Below are 12,469 nucleotides of genomic sequence, written 5' to 3' on the forward strand. Positions count from 1 at the left end.
TGAATTTGATATCGCAAATCATTCATTAGGCGACGGGCCCGGTTACTTTACATTCGTCATTTGCTACCTTCGGCATGCCGTTGGGCAAGCAAAAGCACATTTGGAACAGCTGAGCGCTATGGTTGTCAGATGATATCCATTATTAATGCAAAAGCATCGTTGATTATATGTCAGGCTTAAAGAAAAATACAGGTCAGGTTAACACTATTGCTGTTAAATCAGGCTATTAAGTCTACTTTTCCATTAGATGATCGTTTGCTGAAATTGCGGGAGAAAGACAGGTGTCAAAGGATAAGGCATTGCCAACTATAAATAAACCACACTAATAAATAAGGCTATTTTTTTGAAGCATGGAATATGTCGATTACTATAAGATCTTAGGACTGGATAAAACGGCGTCAGCTGACGATATCAAAAAGGCCTATCGAAAGCAGGCACGCAAGCACCATCCGGATCTGAATCCGAATGATCCGGAAGCCGTGAAGCTCTTCCAGCAGATCAATGAGGCGAATGAGGTCCTGGGTGATCCTGAAAAAAGGAAGAAATATGACCAGTACGGGGCTGACTGGAAACATGGGGAGCAATTTGAAGAAGCACGCCGCCAGCAACAGTCGCAGGGGCGTTCCAGGGGAAATCCTTTCGGGCAGGGACAGGGTAGTGAGTATTATTCTTTCGACGGCGATGATCATGATTATTCCGATTTTTTTGCCTCCATGTTCGGTAACCGTGGCGGCGGGGGCGGAGGTCGCCAGACCCGCTTTAAGGGGCAGGACTACCGCGCATCGGTTCAGCTGAACTTGTCAGATATTTTCAAAACCCATAAACAAACCTTTACTATTAACGACAAGAATATCCGTGTGACCGTCCCTGCGGGCATTGAGGATGGACAGGAAATAAAGATCGCCGGTTACGGCGCACCGGGTCAGCATGGCGGTCCGAACGGCGACCTGTATATCACTTTCAGCATTCACAACAATACCGGGTTTACCCGGAAAGGCAATGATCTGTATGCCGACCAGCCGCTGGATCTTTTTACGGCAGTATTAGGCGGCGAGGAAATGATCGATACCGTGAGTGGAAAAGTCAAACTAAAAGTGGCACCAGAAACCCAAAATGGCACCAAGGTCCGTTTGAAAGGTAAGGGTGTTCCCGTTTATAAAAAGGAAGGTGTTTATGGTGACCTTTATGTTACGTATCAGGTACAAGTCCCTAAAAACCTTTCTGAAAAGGAAAAAGAATTGTTTCATAAACTGGCCGAGGAGCGTCAAAAGAAGTAATTATGGCTACGCATAAAAAAATATCAGTTGACCAATTTTGTGTTTATTATCAGGTTGAGACAACATTTGTGTATTCGTTGAGAGAGCACGGTTTAATAGAGCTGATGCGTTCAGATCAGGGTGATATGATCGGCTTTGAGCAGCTTGCCGATCTTGAAAAATATATCCGTCTCCATTACGAGCTGGAGATCAATATGGAGGGTCTGGAGGCGATAACGCACTTGTTGAAAAGGGTTCAGCAGCTGCAGTACGAGCTGCGACGGCTGCAACAGGGCAATGCCCAGCAGTAAGCGAAAGGTATAGGAATATTTGTAATTTGCCGGTTTGTTATTCCTGTTCCGGGCAGTCAGGCCGTCATGAATGGTATGCGGAGCGACAGCGGCAGGTTTTAAAATAATTATTGTTTAATTTAGCTACAGTTCTAATTCAAAACTGGTGTTCGGGCAACCATGATGCCGTATGGTATCCGTTACCCCTGGTGATTATCTTATTTTAATGAGGAAAAAAATCAAAAGCTATCTTCCGGCGATCAAAGATGCGGGGTTTGAAAGGAAAGATTATGTTATTTACCACGAATTTGAAAGCGGGACAAACGTTGAATTCCCCAAAGATGATTCATTCGTATTGCTTTTGTTTGAGAGTGGCAGCGGTATTCACCGTATTGACAATACGGATCACGAGATAAAACCCAGGCAGGTCCAAATGGTTTCGCCCGGGCAGGTTCATCATTGGGAGTTCGGCCCGGAAATTAAAGGAAAAGAGCTCATTATCAACAGGGCGCTAACGGAAACTTTTTCCTCAAAACTGCAATTTTCCTTTACTCAATTTATTCAGCATGCCGTATTAAACCTTGATCCAAAAACATTCAAGCAATTAAACAACGAGTTCTTATCCATTAAGACAGAATTAGGCTCAACTTCCGTATTTACGGAGCTGATCAATGCCAGATGCAGGTTAATTACGCTGATGATCACCTTATGGGCAAAAGATAAATTTGGGGATGTGGTCACTTACCAGTCCAATCCTTTATCTTTTAAGTTCCACTCTTTGGTGGAACACCATTACAGGACACAGAAATCCGTTTCCTTTTATGCCAATCACCTTTGTATTACGCCCAATTATCTGGGAATTATCTGCAGAAAGCAATTCCACATGTCGGCACTGGAAATGATCCAGGAGAGAGTTTTGCTGGAGGCGAAAAGATTATTACACAGTTCGGCAATGTCTATCAAAGAGATTGCATTTCATCTGGGGTTCAAAAACCTGGTCTATTTCTCCTATTTCTTTAAAACTAAAACGACGCTGACACCAAGTGAATACCGGGCGCTGATGCAAAATTGCTAAGCCTGAATCCTGTTGTACTGCCATTTTTTCATTTCTCCGAGCCTAAGGTTTAGCATTTCACGGCATTGTGCTCAACCGGGGCTTGTCCATCTTTCCGGGGTTTATATTATTGATTAAATCAATTATGGTTTTACGACGGACGGTGCAGTAAACTTTGTAATCGTTCATCAGTAAGAATGATTTATGGCAGAGTTTTCACCATTTTCGATAGTTTTTGACTGAATCTGCTCATTGATATTAGCTAATATTGTGTTGCACTGTATATCTATTGGAGCTTTTGCCGGAACACTATTGGATCTATTGCGGTTTGCTAACAAATTTCAACGAAGAACTATTTTTTTATTGCTGATTACTATCATCTTGTTATCTACTGCTTCAACGGATATATACGGCCTTCCTATTGTCTCCAGGGTGGGTAAAGTTCAATTCGGACTTTCTCACCGGGGCAATGGATGTCATTTTTCCTCCTCATTTTCCAACATTGTTTTGGCGTTTGCTGCCACAACACCACCCTGCCCTGCACGGTTAAAGAATCGCTGAAAGAAATGATCCAGGGACTGCATCATATAACAACCGTCGCGGGAAGTGCGCAAGGCAACCTGGACTTTTATACCGGGGTATTGGGCCTGGACCTGGTTAAACGGACCGTTCATTTTAATAACCCCAATGTTTATCATCTTTATTATGGTAATCAAACAGGTTCGCCCGGTTCATTGCTGAGTTTCTTCCTGCTGCCGGCAGTACTTCGCGGGCGGCGCGGCGCGCGGCAGGTCAATGAAGTAGGTCTTGCTGTTCCACAGGATAGTCTGGGCAACTGGTTAGACCGCCTGGAAACCTATCGGATATCCCATCACCCGGTAGCGGAAAAGTTTGGCGAACCTTATCTTACGCTATATGATCCGGATGGGTTAAAACTGGAACTGACCGCTGTCAGCACTTCGGCTGTGCCGGATAACGAAACCCGGCCTGAAATCAATGGCCTGCACCAGGTTACCATTGCAACGAACCACCTTCAGGCGACAGCAGATACGTTGACGGATATCTTAGGCTACCAGCTGCTTGGACAAGAGGGCGACCGTTACCGGTTTATTACGCCCGGTTCGTCTGGCGCCAATATCATCGACCTCCTGGATGCACAGGACGAAGCAGCCGGCCAAAAAGGGCGCGGCGTAGTTCATCACATTGTCTTTCAGGTGGGGAACAACGAAGCACTATTGGCTTACCACCAGACAATCTCAGCTTTGGGATGGGAGGTCGGCGCAAAATTTGACCGTCCTTATTTCAATTCGTTCTATTTCCGGGAACCTGGTGGTATGTTGTTTGGCATCGCTACGGATCAGCCCGGCTTTACGGTCGATGAACCACTGGAAAGGTTAGGTAAGAAATTGCTGCTGCCGCCGGAGTTTGAGGACCGGCGGTTTGCTATACAGCAGCATTTGCCACAGTTAAATGTTCATCGCGGTGGCAGCTCATGGTTTTTCAGCAAGGATTTTCCCGCTGACTGCCTAAAGCAAGATAACTGGTAGTTTAATAATAACAATAATTAACAGATACATTAAACACTAACAAACAAAAAAATGGCTATTGTTAAAGAATTCAAGGAATTTGCCATGCGTGGCAACGTTGTCGATCTGGCGGTCGGTGTCATTATCGGCGCGGCTTTTGGTAAGATCGTGACCTCATTGGTCAATGATATCCTGATGCCGCCCATTGGTTACTTTACCGGCGGCATCGATTTCAAGGACCTGAAATATGTGCTCAAACCGGCAGCGGGAAAGACACCGGAAACGGCCATCAATTACGGCATGTTCATCAATAATGTCATCGATTTTTTAATTGTTGCCTTCTGTATTTTTATTATTGTTAAAGGCATCATGGCGCTTAAGAAGAAAGAAGTGGCTGCTCCTGCCCCGGCGCCGGTTCCAAGCAAAGAAGAAACTTTGCTTACCGAGATCAGGGATATATTGTCAAAGAGATAAGACGCTGTGGCCAACAGCAGTGTGTTCAGCAAAGTGAAGCAAGATGGATCGGGCGGGAAAAGAAACTGATTTTGGGCTGGTAGACCACGCAGCTTTATCAAGCTGATTTTCAGAAGTGTATTAAGTAATTATCGATATTGTTGTCACGGATTTCAATACACTTAGCTTAAACGCCTGCACCGATTATTAGCTACTATTGTATAGTCACTGACAATGCCGGCGTTAACAAGCCTCGACCATTGCATAATTTAATATGATCCGCTAATTTTTAATAACATGAAAAATTTTAATGATTATAATACGGAAAAGATGAAAGAGCTTAAGGAACAGATGGCCATCGCTGAAGCTGAAGCAGACCAATATTTTAGCGGGAATGATGCCGCGGGCATACGGTTGAGCAAGGCGCTGGAACAAATGGAAACCACTGCGCAGCTACTGCGTAATGAAATAAGCAACAAAAAGAACGCCCGGTAATGCACTTGCTTTTTTCACCTGCTTTGTTATTTTTATGAAATAAAGAGGAGGCAATTTATTGTTTCAGGGGAGATGGACATTTCAAAAGGGATAGCATCATGAGCATTATACGGCAAACCAGCGGCATCATCCGCAACACATTTATCAACGGGATCATTTTTTTAATTCCGCTTGTTGCGCTTAGCTGGGTTTTCAGCGGGGCAATAAGCGGAATTTTGACGTTTGTCGGTAATGCGCAAAATAATCCATGGGTAAAAGCGCATGGGGGCTTGCTCCTGTTGCTTCCGGTCGTCCTCCTCGTCCTGATCGCCTTTGTTTTTGCATTAGGTATCCTTGTTCATATTACCTTATTAAGCCGCGCAAAAAACTGGCTTGAACATCAGGTACTGGATATGATGCCTGGCTACGATTTCCTCAAATCAATGATGGAGGAAAAACTGCATGTTAAGCAAAATGACGGTGTGCCTGTCCTGGTCCAATGGCAGGACTCGCAGCAATTGGGCATCCTGGTCGATGAAAAGGGAGGCCGGAATGTTGTTTTTTTTCCCAACAGCAGCATACTTGGGGGTGGGGCGATCCATATTGTAGACACAACGCAAGTCACCCGGACAACCTTATCGCTTACTGACCTGGATAATGTTCTGATCCGGTCCGGGGGTGGGTTATTGGGGCAACTTGATATTAAAGATGCGGGGAATGCGGTTTGATGAATGATCCGGTAAAACCACCCGCTGCATACTGCCGGAAATACCGGGAGAGGTTCCGCTACGAACTACCCGCTGGCTGGTTGTTGCAGAAGATCTTCTTTTTTCTACCCGTCAGGCGTTATTTCTGCGTGAGCTGCCTCAAGACCCGGTACCGGATAGTCAGGTAGCGCTTATTAAATGCGGGCTCCTTGCTTTTTGAAAGATTCGCTGCCCCGTACATTATCTACGTCGGACTGATGCCGAAGAAGAATTTGACCGTTCCATGTCTTACCATCTTTCTAAATTTCTGCTCCTCCGGCTGCCGGTCTTTTCCACTGCATTTTACCGGCAGGGCATCAGATCGGTCCTGTCAAACCCGCTTTTTCAGGCCGGGCTTTTTTTGGCAAGCCCGACCTTTTACAACCGGCTGCGCGGGGTTAAATTCAACACAGAAAAACTAAGCGATAAGGAGCTGAACACCTTAAAAAAGTATGTCAACCGCAGTTGCTTCAGGCCGACTCCTTTTGGGCTGTTCTCCTCTTTCTCTTTATGTGACCGGGAAGAAAACGGGCAGATAATAATGGCCGAAGAGGATCCGTTCGGCGCCTATATCGCACCTGACCAGTTATTTTCGCAACAAGCTGGCGAATATCTGCTGCGTGTTTCAAAGAACCGGTTACGATTCGAAGGAAACGCCACCATTTACCGGGTTCACAAAGATTACCGTTTTATCAGGAACATGGATGCGGCGGGACGAAGGACTTATCATCTTCAGTCGACCGACTATTCGCTGATCCTAAAAAACCTGCTTCATTTTTGACCGGAAATAACCGAATTGCTGAACAGGTAATTTTTATGGATGCCTTTATCCCCTACCCAGAAATAATTGCCATTGGCAACGATGTTATCGTGAAAGGTAAAAGGCAGGTCTGCATCAGCTCCATATCCCAGCCATATGGCTGCTTCGTAAGCGCCGTAAATAATAGAGTGCGTAATGAAAAAATCCTTTACATTGAGGAATTATAAGACGGCATTCTTGCAGTTGTAAAATATACAGTGATCAATATGGATACCTTCGCCCTGGGCAAAGATGCCTCCTTGGATGGGCGCCGAATTTTTTTCTCCGATAAAATAGCACTGTGAGATTTCCAGATCTTTTAAAGCATTATTCCTTCGCTCAATAGCATAAAAGTATACCGATACCGGGTTGGGGTTCCCTAAGAACTTTAATCCTTTCAGCGCCACATGATTTCGTTCCACCTGAAAGGCGACGCTTGCATGCGAAAGCTTCCCAAACCTGTTGGAATCTACTATTACCTGGATGACTGGCATTTTAGTAGGTGTCCAATCCGGATCATCCGGCATCACCAACGCCCCGATGGTGAATTTACCTGAAACAGCCTGCGTATTGGATTCAATTTTCAATGACTGCGTGACTACGTATAAACCGGGAGCAAGCTTAATATCAATGTTGCTATTTCCGGTAAAATCTTTTGCGAGGCTTACCGCTTTATTCAGGCTCGCCAGCGGCTCAGTTGATGTGCCTTTTGCCTGGTCATTTCCTTTCAAAGGGTCTACGTAAAGGGATTGTGCCTTCGCGGAACAGACTAAAAAAAGGAATAGTATCGCGAAGAAATAGTTGTACACTATTTTTTTTGCAATGGGTCTGAAATAAGCTACATACATTGGATGACTTTTTTAGGGAAATATCGGGTTAATTTTTGTGCATTTTTTTCTTGAATGTATTTGAATATACTTGAATACCTGCAATCCGCGTGTTAGTCTTATACTTTTTCGGCTTTTAATGATGTTCTTAAAGGATAAAGGTAAAAGGCTGTTATTGCCAGCCCCATGACGACCAGGTAGCAAATTAAAATGATTTGTTCGTTACTTTCTTCAAATCCCTTACTGACTGAAACCTGCCAAATCCCCGGTATGTTTTTAAGTCCGAAACACCATTGCCCAAAATTCCAGGCGGCATGAAGTCCAATAGGCAGCGCTATGCCTTTGGTGCGCAAGGCTGCCAGGCCAAATAGTACGGAGCCTGCACCGGAACCAAAAAAGGCCTGCTGCCAGGTAAAGCCTCCAGCCGAGTGTTCCAGCGCAAAAATGAAGGCAATAATGATCTGCGCTTTCCAGGGGCCGATCTTATAGGACAGGCTGCGAAGGGCATAACCGCGAAATGCAATTTCTTCCCTTGTCGCCAATACCAAATAGAGCAGGAAAGATAAAGCGACCGCGTAAAATGACGGGGTTGCACGTATCAAACTGATATGCCCAAAAATCAGTACTAAAGCCAAATGCAGCCCGGCAATAAGCAGACCGATTAAAAAGCCGGTAACCAGTTTGCCTAAAGTTGCCTTTCCCGGAATCAAGCCAAGTTGCCTGAGAGATACAACCCTGGCAGCAGGAGCCGGAACTCCAGGCATGGGAAGCCATTACCCGGATTCGCATCCACGAAAATGAACTGGAATTTACCAGCAGCCGCGATGTAACTGCCACTCTTGTTCGCTTTCTGGTTGGAAAAGGCTAAGATGTGATCGGTGTCAATCAAAAAAATTATGGACTCGACGATATTTACCAGAAATATTTTGAATCAAATAGTACTAAAAATACAAGCTATGAAAAGTCAATCTCTTGATCCGGGGCCTTTTGGTGTTATGATTCATAAGGAAATAGCGGATCATATACGCAGCTGGCGCTTCAGCATATTGATTGCGCTTATTGTGCTTACTTTTATCGCCGCGATGTACGTATCGCTGGCGAATATCAAATCAGCAATAGGAAATACAAAAGATCCTGATCACCTTTTTTTATACCTGAAATTGTTAACGACAACGGACAATTCCATCCCGCCATTTCATGTGTTCCTGAGTTTTCTGGCACCGTTGCTGGGCATCAGTTTAGGGTTTGACGCGGTTAATTCCGAGCAGAACAGCGGTACCTTAACCCGCCTGATGGCGCAGCCCATCTACCGGGATAATTTGCTGCTGGCCAAATTTGTGAGCGCATTGGTTATTGTTAGCGGTTTATTTTTTGCATTGGCTTTGCTGATGATAGGAGGAGGGTTAGTACTGACTGGCGTGCGTATGGAGCCGCAGGAATTGCTTCGCATACTGGGGTTTATTGTGATCACTATTGCTTATGTGGCTTTCTGGTTGAGCTTATCTATCATGCTTTCCATCTTATTTAAGCAAGCCGCAACTTCCGCGCTTACGGCAATCGGCGTTTGGTTATTCTTCACGATATTTTACCAGATCGTTATTAACCTTATTGTCAAGTCCTTTTTACCTGATCCGGCTTATCTTACCCAAGCCGAGATCATTAGTTATAACGATCTTATCTTGAATCTGCAACGTATCGCTCCGAACCAGCTTTACTCAGATGCAGTTACCACTTTACTGATGCCTTCCGTTCGCAGCCTTGGTCCGGTAACCATGGAGCAAATGGCGGGCGCTATACCGGCTCCGCTGCCGTTTAAGGAAAGTGTCATGATCGTATGGCCGCAAGTAAGCGGTTTAATGGCATCAACGGTAGGCTGTTTTGCATTTGCTTATTACTTTTTTATGCGGCGTGAGATACGCAGCTGATGAGAGATCAAATGGTGTAAGAAGTATGGGCAAGTAAACCCTGTTTGATTTGACCCTGACTAGCCTGTTTGGAATGAGTATTTTGAATCCAGTGTTGGCTTTCGCCGAACAGTCCTGTCTGTTTTTATTGATACTTAGCAGGAACGGAACAGGTAACGCCACGGAACGGGCCGCACATAAAGAAAAAAATGATCGCCAGCCGCAGCCTGATGAGCGATTTAAGCAAAGGCCGGTCAGTGTTTGATTTTTGCAATACCTGCGCGAACTCAATACCGAGGTCAGTAACGGTGCCTGTCAGGTGGGTAGCGGACTAAAGAACCGAAAACCATGGAAACCAATGCGTTTTGAAGGCCCATCGCAAAAAGCAGGCTGCCTGCAAACATTTTCTTAGCCAACAGACTGCCATGATAACGGTAACCAGGCAAGGCCAGCAGTAGCAAAACAATTATAAATAAACCGACAATGCTTTTTCAAAATTAATTCTTTAAGTTTGACTTATTAGAAAATGTTCTTTCCAAAAATCGCTAAAATAGAATCAGTGTTATAGGGTAACATTGAGGGTAACAAAGGCGATAATAGATTTTATAATTACTTCACAATAAGGAATATAGTAGCGCATGGGTAAGCCAAAACCGGTCCCGTCCATTCCGCTAAAGCCTTACTGAAAAGTAAGGCTTTTTTGCGTTCAAAGCTTTTTTTAGCCCCCTCCCGGATCAAGCAGAAATTTTATGAGGAATAAAATAAATTTGCTTTGTAAAGAGAGGCAATCAACGGACCTGCCCGGAAAACTGAGGACAATTAGAAAAGGGCGCAAAAAATTGTTTTGCAGATACAAAACAAATACCCATCAACAGCCTATAACGCAAGCTTTAAAACGAGGGAATAACGCATAAAAAAAGCACTTACAAAGTGCAAGCGCTTTTTTAAGTGGAGAATATCGGAGTCGAACCGATGACCTCTTGCATGCCATGCAAGCGCTCTAGCCAGCTGAGCTAATCCCCCATTGGTGGGCTGCAAATATAGTATAAGTTGTACACATCTAAAATATAATTTATTTTTTTTAATCGCCTATATTTAACACATGCTTAATCATTTGTTTTTACAGAAAAAATTCGCTCAACAAGCCAGTAAACAACAATGCTTATTATTTCCCATGTAACAAAAGGCAGACATAAAAACTGCCGTCTATCTTATTTTGCTGCCTATATTTGATTCCATACTTGTACAGTTAACAGTTAATCATCATGCCAATAAACAATAAATCTATTTTAATGGTCGCCTTATGCATCGGCATTTTCACGGGACAGGTTAAAGCACAATCGCTGCCTCCTGTTGAAACCCAACAGCCCAATAGCGATTACAAATCTGCTTTTAAAGGACAAACGCGTATAAGCGGCACGCAAACAAAAACCAGGTTAAACGTTACTGTGATTAATCACCAATTAAAATCACCGTGGGCATTGCGTTGCCTGCCGGATGGTCGTTTTCTGATCACTGAAAAAGGCGGTGCCATGAAGATATTAAAAGCCGATGGCAATTTGGATAAAGATATTACTGGCCTGCCTGCAGTTGCCGTTGGTGGCCAGGGCGGTTTGCTGGATGTTAATTTCGATTCGTCGTTTACTAAAAATCGCACCTTGTTCTGGACTTATTCTGAGCAGGCTGATGGCGGTTTCCAGCTTGCAGTAGCCAAGGGGAAATTATCTGCCGATGATAGCAAGCTTGAAAACGTACAGGTAATTTATCGTGCTAAGCCAGCATATAACGGACATTTACAGTTTGGGTCGCGTGTGGTGTTTGACAAACAAGACAACCTATTTGTAAGTACAGGTGAACATGGCGCCGAAGATATCCGCATGAAAGCACAGGACCTTGGGGCCGCAGTAGGCAAGGTTATTCATATTACCCGCGATGGCAAACCTGTTCCCGGCGGACCATTTGCCGGCAAAAGTGGCGTACTCCCCGAAATTTACGCTTATGGCTTACGCAACCCCGAAGGCATGACCACCAATCCCGTAACCGGTGAGTTATGGGAAGCCGAATTTGGTCCGCGGGGTGGCGATGAGATCAATATCATCCGTGCGGGTAAAAATTATGGCTGGCCGGTAGTTACCTATGGTATTGAATATAGTGGCCAGAAAGTTGGTGATGGCATCCAGCAAAAAGATGGCGTTACCCAGCCGGTTTATTATTGGGATCCGAGCATTTCGCCATGCGGCATTACTTTTTATACAGGCAACCTGATCTCCGAATGGAAAAACAATTTGTTTGTTGGCGCGCTCGGCGGCTCACACATCGCCCGCCTGGTGATCAAAAACAATAAAGTAATAGCCGAAGAGCGCTTGCTTAAAGATAAAAACGAACGCTGGCGCTCGCTTGTTACCGGAAAAGATGGTGCTTTATATGGCGTTACAGACAATGGCAACTTGTACCGCATAGGCAAATGATTTTTGTGGTCTGTTGTTTTTAACTGAAATAGCAGACCACCATCTTCTCTTCAACAATTGCCCACACACTAAAATCCATAGAATATCATCTTGTTTTGAAAAGCACGCTTAACTGCAAACAACAACTTAACCAAGTAAAATAAAGTTCCTGTTTTTTACCGGATACTTCAGACTCCGAAGGTAAACGAAAAGCTTGTAAAAAAGTAAAGCCCCTGTTGGGCAGGGGCCTTTACTAACCAATTATAAACCTAAATTATGAGAAGACTACTTTATGTGTGTGTGCTATCTTTAACACGGTGTAAAAGTAACACTAAGTTTTGATATTCGAAAAATATTTTTTGTAATTTTTTTGTAAGTTTTATTAATTACTTCGCTTTCCGATATCTTATTGTCAAAAATAAGAATAAATCATTAAAAATCTACTAATTTTTTCAAAATCATTTATTAATATCAACAACGTCTGTTTTTATAAACAAAAATTTACTGTTTTTTATTTTAAAGTTTACAAAAACTTAATTTTATATAATTTTTAAGTTAAAACCAAGGCTTAAAGAGACAATAAAGTCAAAAAACAAGATCAAAATCAATTTATTTCACATTTTTCGGCTTATTTTAAATTAAAAACAGCAAAACCAAGCCAATTTCATCGACCAAAACCATTCTTTTTAATAT

The 12,469-nt window shown here is 43.7% G+C and carries 13 protein-coding genes and 1 tRNA gene; 10 read left to right on the forward strand and 4 right to left on the reverse strand.

The genetic code is table 11. The features are described 5' to 3' along the window. Positions 1-350 precede the first annotated feature (350 nt). The 8 genes from ACEN9X_RS09690 to ACEN9X_RS09725 all read left to right on the forward strand — a co-directional run bounded on the left by ACEN9X_RS09690 (position 351) and on the right by ACEN9X_RS09725 (position 6,580). Positions 351-1,277: a DnaJ C-terminal domain-containing protein gene (locus ACEN9X_RS09690; RefSeq protein ID WP_413670179.1), complete on the forward strand. Its 927-nt coding sequence runs from the start codon at positions 351-353 to the stop codon at positions 1,275-1,277. A 2-nt stretch (positions 1,278-1,279) separates the two neighbouring features. Beyond that, complete coding sequence (locus tag ACEN9X_RS09695) at positions 1,280-1,567, forward strand: chaperone modulator CbpM (RefSeq protein WP_413670180.1); 288 nt, start codon at positions 1,280-1,282, stop codon at positions 1,565-1,567. 205 nt (positions 1,568-1,772) lie between these two features. Beyond that, positions 1,773-2,621: a helix-turn-helix domain-containing protein gene (locus ACEN9X_RS09700; protein WP_413670181.1), complete on the forward strand. Its 849-nt coding sequence runs from the start codon at positions 1,773-1,775 to the stop codon at positions 2,619-2,621. A gap of 452 nt (positions 2,622-3,073) precedes the next feature. After that, entirely contained in the window at positions 3,074-4,147 is a 1,074-nt protein-coding gene (locus tag ACEN9X_RS09705; protein ID WP_413670182.1) for a ring-cleaving dioxygenase, read from the forward strand. Positions 4,148-4,198: 51 nt separating this feature from the next. Continuing rightward, positions 4,199-4,600 carry a large-conductance mechanosensitive channel protein MscL gene (gene mscL, locus ACEN9X_RS09710; RefSeq protein ID WP_413670183.1) on the forward strand — a complete coding sequence of 134 codons (402 nt, stop codon included), beginning with the start codon at positions 4,199-4,201 and terminating at the stop codon, positions 4,598-4,600. Between the two features lie 276 nt (positions 4,601-4,876). Next, on the forward strand, positions 4,877-5,074 hold the full coding sequence (locus ACEN9X_RS09715) for a histone H1 (RefSeq protein WP_413670184.1): 198 nt from the start codon (positions 4,877-4,879) through the stop codon (positions 5,072-5,074). A gap of 98 nt (positions 5,075-5,172) precedes the next feature. Beyond that, the gene (locus tag ACEN9X_RS09720) at positions 5,173-5,781 is read left to right on the forward strand and encodes a hypothetical protein (protein WP_413670185.1); all 609 of its coding nucleotides are present in this window, start codon (positions 5,173-5,175) and stop codon (positions 5,779-5,781) included. Positions 5,782-6,043: 262 nt separating this feature from the next. Continuing rightward, entirely contained in the window at positions 6,044-6,580 is a 537-nt protein-coding gene (locus ACEN9X_RS09725; protein WP_413670186.1) for a lantibiotic dehydratase, read from the forward strand. A gap of 200 nt (positions 6,581-6,780) precedes the next feature. Here ACEN9X_RS09725 and ACEN9X_RS09730 read toward each other — a convergent pair whose 3' ends face one another. Both ACEN9X_RS09730 and ACEN9X_RS09735 read right to left on the reverse strand, forming a co-directional pair. Continuing rightward, complete coding sequence (locus ACEN9X_RS09730) at positions 6,781-7,329, reverse strand: DUF1565 domain-containing protein (protein ID WP_413670187.1); 549 nt, start codon at positions 7,327-7,329, stop codon at positions 6,781-6,783. Between the two features lie 215 nt (positions 7,330-7,544). Further along, on the reverse strand, positions 7,545-8,189 hold the full coding sequence (locus tag ACEN9X_RS09735; protein WP_413670188.1) for a CPBP family intramembrane glutamic endopeptidase: 645 nt from the start codon (positions 8,187-8,189) through the stop codon (positions 7,545-7,547). Positions 8,190-8,381: 192 nt separating this feature from the next. On the opposite strand from ACEN9X_RS09735, the gene ACEN9X_RS09740 reads away from it, so the two are divergent. Further along, on the forward strand, positions 8,382-9,350 hold the full coding sequence (locus ACEN9X_RS09740; RefSeq protein ID WP_413670189.1) for an ABC transporter permease: 969 nt from the start codon (positions 8,382-8,384) through the stop codon (positions 9,348-9,350). Positions 9,351-9,474: 124 nt separating this feature from the next. On the opposite strand, the gene ACEN9X_RS09745 is transcribed toward ACEN9X_RS09740, so the two are convergent. Then, the gene (locus ACEN9X_RS09745) at positions 9,475-9,603 is read right to left on the reverse strand and encodes a hypothetical protein (protein WP_413670190.1); all 129 of its coding nucleotides are present in this window, start codon (positions 9,601-9,603) and stop codon (positions 9,475-9,477) included. 675 nt (positions 9,604-10,278) lie between these two features. Further along, positions 10,279-10,352 (reverse strand) — tRNA-Ala (locus tag ACEN9X_RS09750). 269 nt (positions 10,353-10,621) lie between these two features. On the opposite strand from ACEN9X_RS09750, the gene ACEN9X_RS09755 reads away from it, so the two are divergent. Then, positions 10,622-11,797 carry a PQQ-dependent sugar dehydrogenase gene (locus ACEN9X_RS09755; RefSeq protein WP_413670191.1) on the forward strand — a complete coding sequence of 392 codons (1,176 nt, stop codon included), beginning with the start codon at positions 10,622-10,624 and terminating at the stop codon, positions 11,795-11,797. Positions 11,798-12,469: the final 672 nt, after the last annotated feature.

This window comes from Mucilaginibacter sp. Mucisp86 (assembly GCF_047324315.1).
GTDB lineage: Bacteria > Bacteroidota > Bacteroidia > Sphingobacteriales > Sphingobacteriaceae > Mucilaginibacter.

Excerpts from the sequence above, each read along its gene's own strand:
- ACEN9X_RS09690 (WP_413670179.1), top strand. The coding sequence starts at position 351 with ATGGAATATGTCGATTACTATAAGATCTTAGGACTGGATAAAACGGCG.
- ACEN9X_RS09695 (WP_413670180.1), top strand. The coding sequence starts at position 1,280 with ATGGCTACGCATAAAAAAATATCAGTTGACCAATTTTGTGTTTATTAT.
- ACEN9X_RS09700 (WP_413670181.1), top strand. The coding sequence starts at position 1,773 with ATGAGGAAAAAAATCAAAAGCTATCTTCCGGCGATCAAAGATGCGGGG.
- ACEN9X_RS09705 (WP_413670182.1), top strand. The coding sequence starts at position 3,074 with ATGTCATTTTTCCTCCTCATTTTCCAACATTGTTTTGGCGTTTGCTGC.
- mscL (WP_413670183.1), top strand. The coding sequence starts at position 4,199 with ATGGCTATTGTTAAAGAATTCAAGGAATTTGCCATGCGTGGCAACGTT.
- ACEN9X_RS09715 (WP_413670184.1), top strand. The coding sequence starts at position 4,877 with ATGAAAAATTTTAATGATTATAATACGGAAAAGATGAAAGAGCTTAAG.
- ACEN9X_RS09720 (WP_413670185.1), top strand. The coding sequence starts at position 5,173 with ATGAGCATTATACGGCAAACCAGCGGCATCATCCGCAACACATTTATC.
- ACEN9X_RS09725 (WP_413670186.1), top strand. The coding sequence starts at position 6,044 with ATGTCTTACCATCTTTCTAAATTTCTGCTCCTCCGGCTGCCGGTCTTT.
- ACEN9X_RS09735 (WP_413670188.1), bottom strand. The coding sequence starts at position 8,189 with ATGCCTGGAGTTCCGGCTCCTGCTGCCAGGGTTGTATCTCTCAGGCAA.
- ACEN9X_RS09740 (WP_413670189.1), top strand. The coding sequence starts at position 8,382 with ATGAAAAGTCAATCTCTTGATCCGGGGCCTTTTGGTGTTATGATTCAT.
- ACEN9X_RS09755 (WP_413670191.1), top strand. The coding sequence starts at position 10,622 with ATGGTCGCCTTATGCATCGGCATTTTCACGGGACAGGTTAAAGCACAA.